This window comes from Jiella sonneratiae (assembly GCF_017353515.1).
Classification (GTDB): Bacteria; Pseudomonadota; Alphaproteobacteria; order Rhizobiales; family Rhizobiaceae; genus Jiella; species Jiella sonneratiae.
In genome coordinates this window covers 248999-264749 of the sequence record NZ_JAFMPY010000005.1, presented here as the reverse complement: position 1 = coordinate 264749, position 15751 = coordinate 248999, and the positions used below count along the sequence as shown (strand labels likewise).

Sequence of the window (15751 nt, the reverse complement as noted above, 5' to 3'; positions counted from 1 at the left end):
CGGTCGGCGAAGGTCCGGCACACCGTCAGCTTCGGTTAGGATGCGTCGGGCATGATCGGCCGCGGGACGTCGCGGCGACGCGGCGAATCTTGCGGTCTTGTAATTTTCGGTCGTCGGTGGAATCATGCCGGCGGGGCTTAGAAACGGCATGCTTCAATGTTACTCCAGTTTCCCGGTCGACTGGACCTCGTTCGCGAGCGTGTCGGCCAAGCCTCTCTATGTCCATCCTCCTGGACGCCGCTTCTCGCGGCCATCGACAGGATCCTGCCCGGTGTCGAGAGCCGGCTGCAGCGCTTCGATCGTAACGTCGCGCGTCGCGGCGTCACGGTGCGCCGGGTGCTGTCAGTCGCCAACCGCACGCGGCTGCGCTATTCCGACGGCGGCTGGCAGGACGAGTGTTTCCCGAGCCTCGAACGCGGCACGATCTTCCGCTTCGACGAGCTCGAACGCCTGGCCCGGCCGGAACTTTCGTCCGGCGAGGGCAAGGCGGGCGCCGGCCTGATTCTCCACGACGGCGCGCAGCAGAGCTGGTCGCTGACCCTCACCGTTCCCGCCGAGGCGCGGGAGGCGATGCTGCCGACCGCCACCGCGCTGCTGCAGCGGCTGGCGGAGGATCTCGTCCCGGCCTTCCTCGTGTCGCATGCGACCGGCAGTCCCGACCAGCCGACCCGCGACGTCATCGAGGGCGCCTGGGATCATCTGTCCGCGCCGGTGGTCTTGTTGACGCGGGACATGGTGATCGAGGCGAGCAACGTCGCCGCCGAGGATCTCTTGCACGAGACCCGCTATTTCCGTCCGCGCTTCTTCGACGACCGGCTGAACCTCGCCAGCCGCGAGGACGAGCTGGCGCTGGAGGCGGCGATCGGCCGGCTGGCGCGGCGCACCCGCAAGACCGCCCGCGTCACCCTGAACGGCCTGCGCCGCTCGCCGCCCTTGTCGATCAGGCTGCAGCAGGCCGGCTCGCCCGTCTGGCGCCAGCAGTTCGTCCCCGAACTCGCCGACACCGGCCACGTCCTCGCGATCTTCGCCGAGGCCGACTGAGCGCCCGAGGATCGCGGCCGCCGGCCGGCGATCCCGGACCGTCCCGCCTCGAGCCGCGGCGCCTCAAGCCGCGGCGGCGCCTCAGCCCACGGCCGTCAGCATGGCCGCGGCGCGGGCGATCTCGTCGGCATTGATCGTGTGGCCGGGCTCCGGATAGAGCACCGCCTCGACCTTCGCGCCGCGCGAGACGAGGTGGCGCTCGGTCTCCATCACCCGCAGCGCCGGGATGAACGGGTCGGTCCGGCTGCAGCCGAGGAAGACCTGCGTGCCGGCGAGACTGGCGGTCTCCGGCCTTTCCGCCGCGTCCGGGCCGATCAGCCCGCCGGAAAAGCCGAGCACGGCCGCAACCCGGCCGGGGTTGCGCGCCAGATATTCGAGCGACAGGCAGGCCCCCTGCGAGAAGCCGGCGAGAGCGACCCGCTCGGGGCCGAAGCCCTCCGCCTGAAGCAGTGCCAGGATGCCGTCGATCCGTTCGAGGGCCCTCGACAGATGCGGCTCGTTGACCTCGAGCGGCTGCATGAAGGGCGCCGGATACCACGCCCCGCCGGGGGCGTCGGGCGCGACGTAGAAGACGTCGTCGAGATCGAGCGCGTCCGACAGGCCGATGATGTCGCGGGCCGAGGCGCCGCGGCCGTGCAGGCAGAGGACGGCGAGCCGGGCTTTTGCGGGCTCGCGGCCAGCGGCAGAGAGCCCGTGTCCGGCAAAAGCGCCGGTCGGCTGGACGAGGGGCATGGGAAATTCTCCTTCCTCGCGGTGGATGGCGTTGGCGGGGCCGGCGGCCGTCTCGTCGCGGCCGCCGGCCTTTTGAGGCGACGTCAGGCGAGCGGCTTCAGATTGGCCTCGATCGCCGCGCGCTTCGGTTCGAGGAAAGGCGGCAGCGCCAGGCTTTCGCCGAGGCTCGCCAGCGGCTCGTCGACGGCAAAGCCCGGACCGTCGGTGGCGATCTCGAACAGGATGCCGTTCGGCTCGCGGAAATAGAGCGAGCGGAAATAATAGCGCTCGACCTCGCCGCTCGACGGCACCCGGTATTCCCGCACGCGCTTCGTCCATTCCGTCAGTTCGGCATTGTCTTTGGTGCGGAAGGCGACGTGGTGGACGCCGCCGGCACCCTGGGAGGCCGGCCCGAGATGCGGCTCGACCGCGACGTGGAGTTCGGCCGCGGGGCCGCCCTCGCCCATCTCGAAGACGTGGACGACGGCGCCCGCCTCCTCGTATTGCCTCGCCTTACGCATGTTCATCACCTTCGTCAGCAGCGCCTCGGTCGGGTCGAGCTGCGGCACCGACAGAACGATCGGCCCGAGGCCGCGGATCTGGTGTTCCGCCGGCACGGTGCTGGCGTCCCAGGGATTGGCGTTTCCCGCCCCGCCGTCGTCGACGAGCCTGAGGCGCTGGCCTTCGGGATCATCGAAGTCGAGCGATTCGCGGCCGTCGAGCGTTCGGACGGCGCCGGCGGCAACGCCGGCCTCCCGAAGCCGCGCGGCGAAATAGTCGAGGCTCGCCCGCCCGGACACCCGCAGCGACGTCCGCGCGATCGAATGGGTGCCGCGCCGCTCGCGCGGGGCCGGCCAGTCGAAGAAGGTCAGGTCCGTACCCGGCGCGGCGAGCCCGTCGGCATAGAACAGGTGGTAGGCCGAGGTGTCGTCCTGGTTGACGGTCTTCTTCACCAGCCGCAGGCCGAGGACGCGGGTGTAGAAGTCGAGATTGCCCGGCGCGTCGGCGGTGATCGCCGTCAGGTGGTGGATTCCGGCGAGGGTCAGGCTCATGGTCGCCTCCGTTGGTTGTCCGGCCAGAAGATTAGGCATTGCCGCCGCGCCCCGTCAGGGGGTGATTCGTGACGTATTGTCGCCTTATCGTGAACGGCCGTTTCCGGTTTGACGTCGGCGGATCGTCGCAGCGGGTCGCAACTTGCCGCACCGGCGCCAGTTTTCCGGGTCGATCCGCCGCAGCGCGGCGCTGCAGACACGCCGGTCGACGCAAATCTCGCGCCCCCAAAAACCCGCGCCACAAAGATCTTCTGAGGAGTGACGACAGCCGATGCCGAAGCGCAAGCAGCACCGCGAAGGGGCGGGCGAAGGACCGATCGTCGTCTGGATCCGCGACGATCTGAGGCTCGACGACCATCCGGCCCTCGCTCATGCCGCCGACACCGGCCGGCCGGTGGTGCCGCTCTTCGTCCTCGACGAGGAATCGCCGGGCGTGCGTTCGCTCGGCGCCGCCCACAAATGGTGGCTGCACCATTCGCTGGAAAGCTTCGCAGCCTCGCTGCGCGGCAAGGGCTCGCGGCTGACGCTGCGTCGCGGCAAGGCGACGGACGAGGTGCCCGACGTCGTCGCCGCGGCCGGCGCGACGGCGCTGTTCTTCAACCGCCGCTACGATCCCGCCTCCCGCAAGGTTGACGACGCCGTCGCGGAAGCGCTCGGCGACGACGTCACGGTGGAGCGCTTCACTGCCAACATCCTGCACGAGCCGGAAACCGTCCGGACGAAGACCGGCGGCTACTACAAGGTCTATACGCCGTTCTGGAAGAACGTCTCCGAGGCGGGCTTCCGCGATCCGATGGACCCGCCGAAGGGGCTGAAGCAGCCGGACGTCTTTCCGACATCCGACAGCCTCGACGACTGGGACCTCCTGCCGACCAGCCCGGACTGGTCGGGCGGCATCGCCGATTTCTGGACGCCCGGCGAAAAGGCGGCGCAGGCGCGGCTCGAGCATTTCTGCGACGAACTCCTCGACGGCTACGAGGCAGGGCGGGAACGGCCCTTTGCCGACGAGACCTCGCGGCTCTCCCCGCATCTGAGATGGGGCGAGATCTCGCCCTTTCGCGCCTGGCACACCGCCAACGCCTACGCCTCCCGCCGCAAGACCATCCCGGACGCGGCGATCCGCACGTTCCGGCAGGAACTCGTCTGGCGCGACTTCAACTATCACCTTCTCTACAATTTCGGCCGTCTCGAAGCCGACAACTTCAACGACCGCTTCGACGGCTTCTCCTGGCGCAAGTCGGCAAAGGATCTGAAGGCCTGGCAGAAGGGCCTGACCGGCTATCCCATCGTCGACGCCGGCATGCGCCAGCTCCGGCAGACGGGCTGGATGCACAACCGCGTCCGGATGATCGTCGGCTCCTTCCTGACCAAGGACCTGCTGATCGACTGGCGCTCCGGCGAACGCTGGTTCTGGGACACGCTCGTCGACGGCGACATCGCCTCGAACACCGCGCAGTGGCAGTGGGTCGCCGGGTCCGGGGCGGATGCCCAGCCGTTCTTCCGGGTGTTCAACCCGATCACCCAGAGCGAGAAGTTCGATGCCGCCGGCGACTACATCCGGCAGTTCGTGCCGGAGCTGAAGGACTTGCCGAAGAAGGCGATCCACGCGCCCTGGGAAGCCGATTCGGCCGTTCTCGAAAAGGCCGGGGTGAAGCTCGGGAAGACCTATCCGCGGCCGGTCGTCGATCACGGCGAGGCACGCGAGCGGGCTCTTGCCGCCTATGACGAGGTGAAGGGCTGACCGGCGGCAAAGCCGCGGCGGGGCCGACTTTCCCGCCGGCGCGAGTTCAAGCCGCAAATATTGCCCGCATCGATCGGTAACGATTGCCGACTGATCGAAATTACGCCGGTTTCGCGGAGACGTCGCACCGAAAAATTTACTTATCCGGGCCACTGTCATGACGTCGATAAGCGTCGAGGGTCATGATTTCGTTTCTTTCAAAGCGGGTCTTCTGGGCGAATGTCCTTGGAGCGGCGGCCGTGACCGGCTTCGTCGCGCTGAGCCTCTTTGCCATCGGCCATGTCGCCGTCGGACGTCTCGTCGAAGCGGAGATGCGCAGCCGCGGCCAGAATTTTGCCGACCTGCTGCTCGGACCCGAGAACTATGTCGACGCCCTCCTGACGGGCATCTCGCGCCGGCCTGGCACGGGCGACCTGGTCCGCAAGGTGGCAGACCTGTCCAATGTCGACGGCTACGCGATCTTCGACCGCCAGGGCAACGAGGTGTTCCGGTCGAAGTCTGAGCGCTACGAATGGCTGCTGCGCGACCGGCCGGGCGGGGTCTCGACCGGCGACAAGCTCGGCAGTTCCGTCGTCTCGCGGCCCGGCTTCTGGCAGGTGGTCTATGACGACGGCCAGACCAATCCCTCGGTCATCATGCCGCTGATCCGCGACGGCCGGACGATCGGATTCCTGTCGGTCGACGCCGACATGGCCGCCGAGCGCTACCATTACCAGGCGACGCTCGCCCGCACCTACACCTTCGTGGTGCTCGTCGTGCTCGCCGCGACGCTGGTGCCCTTCGTGCTCTACGTCCTGCGCCGGCGCAAGATCGCCGAGGCGGACGCGCGCATCCGCTTTCTCGCCGATCACGACCCGCTCACCCAGCTGCTCAACCGCCGCCGCATGCAGGAGGCCTGCGACCAGCTGCTGTTCAAGATCCGCGCCACGCGCGAGGAGATCGCCTATCTCTACGTCGACCTCGACGATCTGGCCGAGATCAACGACCGCTGCGGCCAGGCGCGCGGCGACGAGATCCTGCGCATCGTCGGGCGCCGGATCGCGACGAGCCTCGGCGACGAGGATCTCGTCGCACGCATCGGCCCCGACGACTTCGCCGTGGTGCGCCGCCGCGTCGGCGACCGCGCCGAGATCGACGGCCTGGCGCGGCGGCTGTCGGCCGCGGTGGGAGAGGCGGTCGATCTCGACGGCCATGTGGTCAAGCCGAAGATCTCGATCGGCTGCGCCATCGCGCCCGACCACGGCAGAAGCCATTCCGAACTGGTCAAGCACGCCGAAATCGCGCATTTCCACCACAAGGGAGCGCATCAGCTGCCCCTCGTCTTCTTCGAGCCCAGCATGGACGAGGCGATGCATCGCCGCCGCCAGATCGAGGCGCAGATCAAGCGGGCGGTCGAGAACGGCGGCTTTGAACTGTTCTACCAGCCGCTGGTGCGCGGGCGCGACGGCACGCTGGTCGGCTTCGAGGCGCTGGTCCGCCTGCGCGACGAGAAGGGCAACCTGATCTCGCCGGGCGAATTCGTGCCCATCGCCGAGGCGCGCGGCTACATCAAGGCGATCGGCAGCTGGGTGATCCGCGAGGCGACGCGCCAGATCGCCGAATGGCCGGAGCCGCTGTTCGTCTCGGTCAATCTCTCGGCGGTGCAGTTCGTCGACGGCGACCTCGTGGAGATCATCCGCAGCGCCCTGAAGGCCGCCGGCATCCAGGGCAACAGGCTCGAGGTCGAGGTGGTCGAGTCGCTGCTCCTCGAGCGCTCCACCGCGATCCTCGACCAGCTCTACGCCCTGAAGCAGCTCGGCATCTCGATCGACATGGACGATTTCGGCACCGGCTATTCCTCCCTCGGCTATCTCTGGCGCTTCCCCTTCGACAAGCTCAAGATCGACCAGTCCTTCATGAAGGCGCTCGAAAACGGCGAGCCGAACGTCAAGGAGATCGTCGCGACCATCGTCGCCCTCGCCCATCAGATGAAGATGAAGGTGACGACGGAAGGCGTCGAGACCGAGGACCAGGCGCGGTTCCTCGCCTCGCTCGGCTGCGACCAACTGCAGGGCTTCTTCTTCGGCAAGCCGCTGCCCGCCGCCGAGACGGTCGAGACCTTTCTCGTCGGCTATCGCCGAACCGACCGGTTCGGCGACGGAGCACGCTCCGCCGCGGTCCGCCGCATCGCCTGACGAACCTCGCGGGCCGCGGGTGCGGGCAGCCGCGACGTGCCGGGGAGCGGACGCAGATCGTGCCGGCTGGCGCCGCCGGCCGTGACAGCACGGCGAAGACCGCCTAAACCTCGCTGCACCCGGCACACTCGACACGGCTTGCCCCGGGAGGAGGCGCCGCGTCGAGACGGCCGGAGCGTCACGCCGACGGGAGGGATGCGTCGATGAATTCCGAGATCTTCGAAGTCCTCGATCCGCGCTTCAGGCGCCTCTTCGTGCCGACCGCGCGGCTCGACACGCTCTATTCCGGCTGCCGCTGGGCCGAGGGGCCGGCCTATTTCGCCGCCGGCCGCTATCTCGTCTGGTCGGACATCCCCAACGACCGCATGCTGCGCTACGACGAGGCGACCGGCAGCGTCGGGGTGTTCCGGCACCCGGCCGGCCACGCCAACGGCAACACGGTCGACCGCCAGGGACGCCTCGTCAGCTGCGAACATGGCGGGCGCCGGGTGTCGCGCACCGAGTTCGACGGGCGGGTGGTGACCCTCGCCGACCGCTACGACGGCAAGCGCCTCAACAGCCCCAACGACGTGGTGGTGAAGTCCGACGGCACGATCTGGTTCACCGACCCGACCTACGGCATCGACAGCGACTACGAGGGCCATCGCGGCGAGCGGGAACAGGCCGGCAGCCACGTCTTCCGCCTCGACCCGCGGGGGCGCCGGCTGAGCGTCGTCGCCGACGACTTCGTGCAGCCGAACGGCATCGCCTTCTCGCTCGACGAGCGCTTCGTCTACATCGTCGACACCGGCGCGACGCATGTCGAGGACGGGCCGCGGCACATCCGAAGATTCGCCGTCTCGGAGGATGGCCGGCTTTCCGGCGGCGAGGTCTTCGCGGTGTCGACCAGCGGCCTCTTCGACGGCCTGCGTCTCGACGATGCCGGCCGCATCTGGACGAGCGCCGCCGACGGCGTCCACTGCTACGACCCGGACGGCACGCTGATCGGCAAGATCCGCGTCCCCGAGGTCGTCGCCAATCTCTGCTTCGGCGGCATCAAGCGCAACTATCTCTATATCTGCGGCACCACCTCGCTCTACGCCATCCGCCTGCCGGTGAATGGCGCCAAGACCTTCTGACCCCGGCGCCTGTCGTGTCGTCAGGCGGGGTGGCCGCCGCCCTCTGCCTCACGCCGTCACAGCGTGTCGATCGGCACCTTGAGATAGCGCTTGCCGTCAGCCTCCGGCTCGGGCAGCGCGCCGGCCTTCATGTTCACCTGCAGCGACGGGATGATCAGCTTCGGCATGGCGAGCGTCGCGTCGCGCTCGGTGCGGAACTTGACGAAATCCGCCTTGGTCTTGCCGCCGACATGGATGTTGTGCGCCTTCTCCTCGCCGACCGTCGTCTCGAAGCGGATGTCGCGGCCGTTCGGTCCGTAGTCGTGGCACATGAACAGCCGCATCTCGTCGGGCAGCGACAGCACCTTCTGGATCGAATCGTAGAGCGTGCCGGCATCGCCGCCGGGAAAGTCGGCGCGGGCCGAGCCGCCGTCCGGCATGAACAGCGTGTCGCCCACGAAGGCGGCGTCGCCCATCACATGCGTCATGCAGGCCGGCGTGTGGCCGGGCGTGTGGATGGCGAGGCAGGACATCTCGCCGACCTCGTAGGTGTCGCCGTCCTCGAACAGCCGGTCGAACTGCGAGCCGTCGCGCTGGAACTCGGTGCCCTCGTTGAAGACCTTGCCGAAGGTCTCCTGCACGATCGTGATGTTCTTGCCGATGCCGATCCGGCCGCCGAGCCGTTCCTGGATGTAGGGGGCGGCGGACAGGTGGTCGGCATGCACGTGGGTCTCGATCAGCCACGCCACCGTCAGGCCGTTGGCCTCGACATAGGCGATGATCTCGTCGGCGTGGCCATAGCTGATGCGGCCGGCCGCGTAGTCGATGTCCATGACGGAATCGACGATGGCGCAGGCATTCGAGGCGGGATCCTTCACGACATAGCTGATCGTGTTGGTCGCCGGGTCGAAGAAGCCCTTCACCTGCGGCTTCACGTCGAGATGGACGGGGTAGGTCATGGCATGGTCCTCCATTCTTGCGTTTGGGTCAGGCGGCGCGGCAGGTTCTGATGCCGAGCACCGAATAGAGCGGGCAGATCCCGACGAGGGCGGTCAGGAGCGCGATGGCGCCGAGGCCGTAGAACGCCCATTCGACGAAGGTTCCGTCACCGACGCTCGTGCCGGCGGCGAGGATGAAGAGAGCGGCGGCGACCACCAGGCGGAGGCCGCGGTCGAGCTTGCCCATGTTGACTGCCATTTTCGGTCTCCTTTGCTTCCGGATGGCTCCGGGGCCGCCCCGGAAGATCGCCGTCGGAACGGCACGAAGGGGCGCGTCGGTGCACCGGCGCGGCTGCGATCCGAAGCCTTGATGCCGACAGCGTCATTATGCATTTCTACATAATGATACGCATTTTCCCGTGTCGTTGCGACGCTTGCCGACATCCGGACGTCATGTCATCGCGGCAGTAAGCCGGCATCGCCGTCCCGACGACATATAGATATGATTTTTGCATATTGACAAGAGGCTAATATTGCATATTTTTGAAATCGTAATTCAGGAGACCCCATGTCGAACCCGCTCGATCAGGCCCGGCACCAGCCGCGCATCGGCGACGCCGCGCCGGATTTTTCCTGCCGCTCCACGAGGGGCGAGGTCAGGCTGTCGGCCCATCGCGGCCGCTGGCTGGTGTTCTTCTCGCATCCGGCGGACTTCACGCCGGTCTGCACCTCGGAATTCGTCGCCTTCGCCAGGGCGGCGGAGGCGTTCGAGGCGATCGGCTGCGACCTCCTCGGGCTCTCCGTCGACGGGCTGTTCTCGCATCTCGCCTGGGTCCGGGCGATCGAGGAGCGCTTTGCGCTGAAGATCCCCTTCCCGGTCTGCGAGGATCCCTCGATGGCGATCGCGCGGGCCTACGGCATGCTCGACGCCGCCGCCGGATCGAGCGCGACGGTTCGCGGCCTCTTCGTCATCGACCCTGAGGGGATCGTGCGGATGAGCGCCTTCTATCCGATGTCGACGGGCCGTTCGGTCGCCGAGGTGCTGCGCACCGTCCGGGCGCTGCAGCTTTCCGACGGCCACGACGTCGCGACGCCGGAGGGCTGGCAGCCGGGCGACGAGATCATCGACTTCGCCGACATGGTGCGCGAGGACGGTCTCGGCGTCTCCGACTGGCTCTACCGCACCCGGAAGCTGCAGGCGTCGCGATGATGACGACCCCGCCGCGGATCGACAGCGCGCCGATCGTCGAGACGGCAGAGCTCTTCAAGCGCCTCAGCCATCCGGCGCGCCTCGCCATCGTCTGTCATCTGGCGTCGGGCGAGCGGTCGGTGGGCGAACTCGAGGCCGATCTCGGCCTCGCCCAGCCCTCGCTGTCGCAGCAACTCACCGACCTCAGGACCGCCGGCCTCATCGCGCCGCGGCGGCAGGCCAAGCAGGTGTTCTACCGCCTCGTCGACGAGCGGGTCGAACGGGTCCTGAACATCCTCTGCAACGGCGGCAGCCACGCCGTCCGGCCGCCGCGGCGCGAACACCGGCCGGTCTCGCCGCTTTCGGCGGCGGTCTTCGCGCATGTCGGGCCGCCGGCGGCCGCCCCTCGGGGCGAAGAGACGACGCTTCGCGGCACGGCCGAGCGCGACGCCGCAGAGCGCGACGCGAAATGAGTGGCGCGGCCGGACGGCCGCGATGGTCCGCGAAGGCCTGAACGCCTTCGGCGATCGCCGCCCCCGCGAGCCGGTGGCGGCGGGGTCGGTCCAGCCGGTCATGAGGTGGCCCGACCTCGGCTGGGCCGGCCAACCGGTTTCACTGTCGGAAGGAGATGCAAGATGGACACGAAGAAACTGACCGAGCAGCTCTCCGTCCGGGACCAGGTCCGGCCCGACGAGATCCCGGCCCTGAGAGCTGCGGGCTTTCGGGCGATCCTCGTCAACCGCCCGGACGGTGAAGGCGGCGACCAGCCGACCTTCGCCGAGATCGAACGGGCGGCGAAGGCCGCCGGCATGGAGGCACGCTACGTGCCGGTCGAGACCGGCAGGGTGTCGGATGCGGATGCGGCGAAATTCGCCGCCGCGCTGGACGAACTGCCGAAGCCGGTCGTCGCCTTCTGCCGCTCCGGCACGCGCTCGACGACGCTCTGGGCCCTCAGCCAGGCCGGGCTGCGTCCGGTCCCGGACATCCTCGCCCGGGCGAAGGCCGCCGGTTACGACATGTCCGGCGTCGTCAGGCGCATCGCCAATGGCGGCCGGGTGCCCACCGACACGGCCGAGATGCGCCACGACATCGTCATCGTCGGCGGCGGCGCCGGCGGCATCGCCGCGGCGGCGAGCCTCGCCGCCCGGGCTGACGGCCTCGACATCGCGATCGTCGATCCGGCCGACATCCACTATTACCAGCCCGGCTGGACGCTGGTCGGCGGCGGCGTGTTCAAGCCCGAGGAAACCCGCCGGGACATGGCCTCGCTGATCCCCGAGGGCGTCAAGTGGATCCGCGCCGCGGTCGCGGCCTTCGAGCCGGACGCCAATGCGGTGATCCTCGAAGGCTGCCGCGTCCTGAAATACAAGAAGCTGATCGTCGCGCCGGGCCTGAAGCTCGACTGGGCCGGCGTCGAAGGCCTCGAGGCGACGCTCGGGCGCTACGGCGTCACCTCGAACTACCGCTACGACCTCGCCCCCTATACCTGGGAGCTCGTCCAGTCGCTGTCGGGCGGAACCGCGCTGTTCACCCAGCCGCCGATGCCGATCAAATGCGCCGGCGCGCCGCAGAAGGCGATGTATCTCTCCTGCTACGAATGGGAGCGGCGCGGCACCCTGAAGAACACCAGGGTCGAGTTCCTGAATGCCGGCGGCGTCCTGTTCGGGGTCAAGGAATACGTCCCGCCGCTGATGGAATATGTCGCGCGCTACGGCATCGACCTCTCCTTCGGCCACAATCTGAAGAAGATCGACGGGCCGGCCAAGACCGCCTGGTTCGAAAGGACCGACGCCGACGGCAGCAAGGCGATCGTCGAGAAGCGGTTCGACATGATCCACGTCGTGCCGCCGCAGACCGCGCCCGACTTCGTCCGCGTCTCGCCGCTTGCCAACGAGGCGGGCTGGGTGGAGGTCGACCAGGCGACGCTGCGCCACCCGCGCTATCCCGACGTCTACAGTCTCGGCGACGTGATGAGCGCGCCGAACGCCAAGACGGCAGCCGCCGCCCGCAAGCAGGCGCCGGTCGTCGCCGAAAACCTGCTGCGCGATCTCGGCCGCATCGACGAGCCGCGCCAGGCGATCTACGACGGCTACGGCTCCTGCCCGCTCACCGTCGAGCGCGGCAAGGTGCTGCTCGCCGAATTCGCCTATGGCGGCCGGCGCGTGCCGAGCTTCCCGAAATGGTTCATCGACGACCTGAAGCCGTCGAAGACCGCCTGGATCCTGAAGGAAAAGATCCTGCCGCCGGTCTACTGGCAGGCGATGCTGAAGGGCCGCGAGCCCATGGCCAAGCCCGCCCACGAGAAGACCTCCGCCTGAGGCGGATCGGCTGCGGCCCGGCCCGCGCCGGACCGCAGCCCCACCCCCACGACCGACGCAGCACCGCCATGACCCTCGAACCGCTGCAATACGCCCTCGGCGCCGTTTCCGGCTCGCTGGTCGGACTGACGCTCGGCCTGTTCGGCGGCGGCGGATCGATCCTCGCCGTGCCGCTGATGGTCTATCTCGTCGGCGTTCCGAACGCCCACATGGCGATCGGCACCAGCGCCTTCGCGGTCGCGGCGAATGCCGGCACCAACCTCGTCAGCCACGCCCGGCTCGGCAACGTCAAATGGCGCTGCGCGGGGTTCTACAGCGTCGCCGGCATCCTCGGCGCCCTGCTCGGCTCCACCATCGGAAAGGCGATCGACGGGCAGAAGCTTCTGTTCCTCTTCGCGCTCCTGATGATCGTCGTCGGCATCCTGATGTTCAGGAACCGCCGCCAGACCGGCGATCCGGGCGCCGAGTGCAACCGCGAGAACGCACCGAAGGTGCTCGGCTTCGGCGGCCTCACCGGCGTCTTCTCCGGCTTCTTCGGCATCGGCGGCGGCTTTCTCATCGTTCCCGGCCTCGTCGCCTCGACGGGAATGCCGATCCTCAACGCCATCGGCTCCTCCCTCGTCGCCGTCGCGGCCTTCGGCCTGACGACGGCGCTGAACTACGCCTTCTCCGGCCTCGTCGACTGGCCGCTCGCCATCATCTTCGTCGCCGGCGGGATCGTCGGCGGGCTTCTCGGCGCCTTCGTCGCCAGATTCCTGTCGGCCAAGAAGGGCGCCCTCAACACCGCCTTCGCCGGCCTCATCTTCGTCGTCGCGGTCTACATGATCTACAAGAGCGCCGCCGCCTTCGCCTGATCGTGCGCCGCCGTCACCGGGACATTTGCCATGCCACTCGATACGATCACCCCCTTCACGCCGCTCGCCTCCACCCTCGGCGGCATCATGATCGGCCTTTCCGCCGTCATGGTGATGGCGCTCTTCGGGCGCATTGCCGGGATCTCGGGCATCACCACCGGCGCGCTGCCGGCCCGGCGCGACGACTGGAGCTGGCGTCTCGCCTTCGTCCTCGGGCTGATCGCCGCGCCCCTCCTCGTCCTCGCGGTCACCGGCGCGCCGGTCGCTCAGACCGTTTCCGGCAATCTCGTCGCGATGGCGCTCGCCGGCCTCCTCGTCGGCTTCGGCACGGTCACCGGCTCCGGCTGCACCTCCGGCCACGGCGTCTGCGGCCTCGCCCGCCTGTCGGCCCGCTCGCTGGTCGCGGTCCTCACCTTCATGGCGACGGCCTTCGTCGCCGTCCTCGTCCTGCGCCACCTTCTCTGAGACCCGATCCCATGCGCATCCTCTTCGGCTTCCTCTCCGGCCTCCTCTTCGGTGTCGGCCTCGTCGTCGCCGGCATGTCCGACCCGGCCAAGGTCCTGAACTTCCTCGACCTCTTCGGGACGTGGGATCCGAGCCTCGCTTTCGTCATGGGCGGCGCCGCGGTCACCACCTTCCTCGGCTACCGGCTCGTCTGGCGGCGCGAGAAGCCGCTGCTGCTCGCCGGCTTCGAGGTGCCCCGCCGCAACGACATCGACCGCGACCTGATCCTCGGCGCCGCCACCTTCGGCGTCGGCTGGGGCATCGGCGGCTTCTGCCCCGGCCCTGCCTGGACGGCGCTGCCGCTCGCCGCACCCGGCACCCTGGTCTTCCTGCCGGCGATGCTGGCCGGCATGGCCCTTGCGACGTTGATGAAGGAGCGCCGGACGGCCGGCGCTCGGGCCTGATGCCGTCAGCCCTTGCGGGCGACGAGATCGATCAGTGCGGAGCGGCCGCGATGGCCGGCGCCCTCTTCGATCTCGGCGTCGTATTCTTCGAGGAGAAGGATGTCGAAGCCGGCGAAGGCCTCTTCCAGAAGAGCCCGCGTATACATGTTCTCGCGGGTCGGGGGGCCGCCGGTGCCGTAGTCGACCTGCTCGGGCCGGTAGCCTTCGAGCATGAGGATGCCGCCCGGCCGCAGCGCCCGCCGCATTCCCTCAAAGAGGATCGCCCGCTCCCCGGGCGGGGCGAACTGGATGAAGATGCCGACGACGCCGTCGAAGGCTTCGAGCGGCCAGTCCCAGGCGATGAGATCGGCCTTCTGGTGCCGAAGCGCGACGCCGCGCCGATCGGCGAGACGCTTCGCCTTGGCCAGCCCCTCGCTCGAGGCGTCGACCGCCGTCACGTCGAAACCGCGTTCGGCGAGGAAGACGCCGTTCCGCCCCTCGCCGTCGGCGACCGCGAGAACCGCGCCGCCCGCCGGCAGCCGGCCCGCCTCGCGTTTCAGGAAGGCGTTGGGGAGGGTGCCGAAAACGTAGTCCTCGCTGCGGTAGCGCTCGTCCCAGTCCATCATGGTGATGACGATCCTTCTCTCGTGGCCCTCCTCTTGTCGCCGAAGACGGCGGCGGGCGAAAGACACGGGCGAAGCCCGGCGGCCCTTCGATTGCAAGGCGGACGTAACACTTTGCCGCCGCGCGACGAACCGCAAGGACCGTGCCGGTTGCGGGGATGGCGGAAAGACCCCGCAGAGCCGGCGGCCCTCCCGGCTCCCGTATCGGGACCGAGAAAGTCGGGGCCGAGAAAGGCGGGGGACGGGAAAATCGGGACGACGAGAATCGGGACGACCGGCCGCCCAAGGCAATCGCGTCAGGACGATCGCTGCAGAGAAGGCGCGATCGGCGACGCACCGACGGCATCTCTTCTCTCGCGTGGGAGTTCGGGCCGATCGCCGTGCCCGGCCCGCAGATTCGCGCGATCGCCCATCCGGGCGACGCTTCGGCCATCACCAAAAAGGAGAATTCGCATGCATCATCCGACGCTCGGCCGTCGCGGCTTCCTCGTCGGCGCCACCGCGGCCTTCGGTGCAGCGGCAATCGGCGCGGCGAAGGCCGCCGGCATGCCGCCGGACCCGACGCCGCAGGAAGTGTTCGGCGATCCCGGCGCGCCGGTCCTCGGCAATCCGCGCGGCGACGTCAATCTCGTCGAATATTTCGACTTCCAGTGCCCCTACTGCAAGAAGATCTATCCCGACGTCGGCAGGCTCGTCCGCGAGGACGGGAACGTCCGCTATCTCCTGAAGGACTGGCCGATCTTCGGGGACGAGTCGGTCTATGCCTCGCAGCTGACGCTCGCCGCCGGCAAATACCGGCCGCAGGCGCTCGACGCGCTGATGAAGACGAGGGGCCGTCTCACCACCAAGATGATCGACGACACGCTGGTCGGGGCCGGCTTCAAGATCGCCGTGCTGAAGGAGAACTACCGGCGCGACAAGGCGGCGATCGACGGGCTCTTGAGCCGCAACTACGCCCAGGCCGACGGCTTCGGCTTCAGCGGGACGCCGGCCTTCGTCGCCGGCACGGTGCTGTTTCCCGGCGTGCCGCGGATGGAGGACGTCAAGGCGGCGCTCGCCAAGGCCAGGGCGCGCAATCACGGATAGTGCGGAACGCAGCGCGAAGTTTGTCGGCCGCGACGGCCAG

16 protein-coding genes are annotated in these 15751 nt (G+C 68.6%); 11 read left to right on the top strand and 5 right to left on the bottom strand.

The features are described 5' to 3' along the window. Positions 1–156 precede the first annotated feature (156 nt). Positions 157–1041 (top strand): hypothetical protein, encoded by an 885-nt coding sequence (locus tag J1C47_RS07075; protein WP_207350033.1) that lies wholly within the window; start codon positions 157–159, stop codon positions 1039–1041. A gap of 81 nt (positions 1042–1122) precedes the next feature. On the opposite strand, the gene J1C47_RS07070 is transcribed toward J1C47_RS07075, so the two are convergent. After that, positions 1123–1773, bottom strand: coding sequence for an alpha/beta hydrolase (locus J1C47_RS07070; protein WP_207350032.1), 651 nt, complete (start codon positions 1771–1773; stop codon positions 1123–1125). An 83-nt stretch (positions 1774–1856) separates the two neighbouring features. Continuing rightward, on the bottom strand, positions 1857–2804 hold the full coding sequence (locus J1C47_RS07065) for a ring-cleaving dioxygenase (protein WP_207350031.1): 948 nt from the start codon (positions 2802–2804) through the stop codon (positions 1857–1859). A 271-nt stretch (positions 2805–3075) separates the two neighbouring features. Here J1C47_RS07065 and J1C47_RS07060 point away from each other — a divergent pair, with 271 nt between their 5' ends. From J1C47_RS07060 to J1C47_RS07050, 3 genes are all read left to right on the top strand, one after another. Further along, positions 3076–4545, top strand: coding sequence for a cryptochrome/photolyase family protein (locus tag J1C47_RS07060; RefSeq protein WP_207350030.1), 1470 nt, complete (start codon positions 3076–3078; stop codon positions 4543–4545). Between the two features lie 239 nt (positions 4546–4784). Then, on the top strand, positions 4785–6719 hold the full coding sequence (locus J1C47_RS07055) for a putative bifunctional diguanylate cyclase/phosphodiesterase (RefSeq protein ID WP_342591945.1): 1935 nt from the start codon (positions 4785–4787) through the stop codon (positions 6717–6719). Between the two features lie 203 nt (positions 6720–6922). Continuing rightward, entirely contained in the window at positions 6923–7837 is a 915-nt protein-coding gene (locus J1C47_RS07050; protein WP_207350029.1) for an SMP-30/gluconolactonase/LRE family protein, read from the top strand. Between the two features lie 56 nt (positions 7838–7893). On the opposite strand, the gene J1C47_RS07045 is transcribed toward J1C47_RS07050, so the two are convergent. Both J1C47_RS07045 and J1C47_RS07040 read right to left on the bottom strand, forming a co-directional pair. Then, entirely contained in the window at positions 7894–8775 is an 882-nt protein-coding gene (locus J1C47_RS07045) for an MBL fold metallo-hydrolase (RefSeq protein WP_207350028.1), read from the bottom strand. Positions 8776–8803: 28 nt separating this feature from the next. Beyond that, the gene (locus J1C47_RS07040; protein ID WP_207350027.1) at positions 8804–9013 is read right to left on the bottom strand and encodes a YgaP family membrane protein; all 210 of its coding nucleotides are present in this window, start codon (positions 9011–9013) and stop codon (positions 8804–8806) included. A 309-nt stretch (positions 9014–9322) separates the two neighbouring features. Here J1C47_RS07040 and J1C47_RS07035 point away from each other — a divergent pair, with 309 nt between their 5' ends. The 6 genes from J1C47_RS07035 to J1C47_RS07010 all read left to right on the top strand — a co-directional run bounded on the left by J1C47_RS07035 (position 9323) and on the right by J1C47_RS07010 (position 14023). Continuing rightward, entirely contained in the window at positions 9323–9964 is a 642-nt protein-coding gene (locus J1C47_RS07035; RefSeq protein WP_207350026.1) for a peroxiredoxin, read from the top strand. After that, complete coding sequence (locus tag J1C47_RS24210) at positions 9961–10416, top strand: ArsR/SmtB family transcription factor (RefSeq protein WP_207350025.1); 456 nt, start codon at positions 9961–9963, stop codon at positions 10414–10416. Before J1C47_RS07035 ends, J1C47_RS24210 begins: the two co-directional genes overlap by 4 nt. A 162-nt stretch (positions 10417–10578) precedes the next feature. Further along, a complete protein-coding gene (locus tag J1C47_RS07025) occupies positions 10579–12261 on the top strand; it encodes a bifunctional protein tyrosine phosphatase family protein/NAD(P)/FAD-dependent oxidoreductase (protein ID WP_207350024.1) in 1683 nt (560 codons plus the stop codon). Between the two features lie 68 nt (positions 12262–12329). Further along, positions 12330–13115, top strand: a complete 786-nt coding sequence (locus J1C47_RS07020) for a sulfite exporter TauE/SafE family protein (RefSeq protein ID WP_207350023.1) — start codon at positions 12330–12332, stop codon at positions 13113–13115. Positions 13116–13145: 30 nt separating this feature from the next. After that, complete coding sequence (locus J1C47_RS07015; RefSeq protein ID WP_207350022.1) at positions 13146–13580, top strand: YeeE/YedE family protein; 435 nt, start codon at positions 13146–13148, stop codon at positions 13578–13580. 11 nt (positions 13581–13591) lie between these two features. Then, entirely contained in the window at positions 13592–14023 is a 432-nt protein-coding gene (locus J1C47_RS07010) for a DUF6691 family protein (protein ID WP_207350021.1), read from the top strand. A 5-nt stretch (positions 14024–14028) separates the two neighbouring features. Here the strand turns inward: J1C47_RS07010 and J1C47_RS07005 are convergent, their stop codons facing one another. After that, on the bottom strand, positions 14029–14628 hold the full coding sequence (locus tag J1C47_RS07005; RefSeq protein WP_207350020.1) for a class I SAM-dependent methyltransferase: 600 nt from the start codon (positions 14626–14628) through the stop codon (positions 14029–14031). Between the two features lie 450 nt (positions 14629–15078). Between J1C47_RS07005 and J1C47_RS07000 the strand changes: the two genes are divergently transcribed. Further along, entirely contained in the window at positions 15079–15711 is a 633-nt protein-coding gene (locus J1C47_RS07000; protein WP_207350019.1) for a DsbA family protein, read from the top strand. Positions 15712–15751 lie beyond the last annotated feature (40 nt).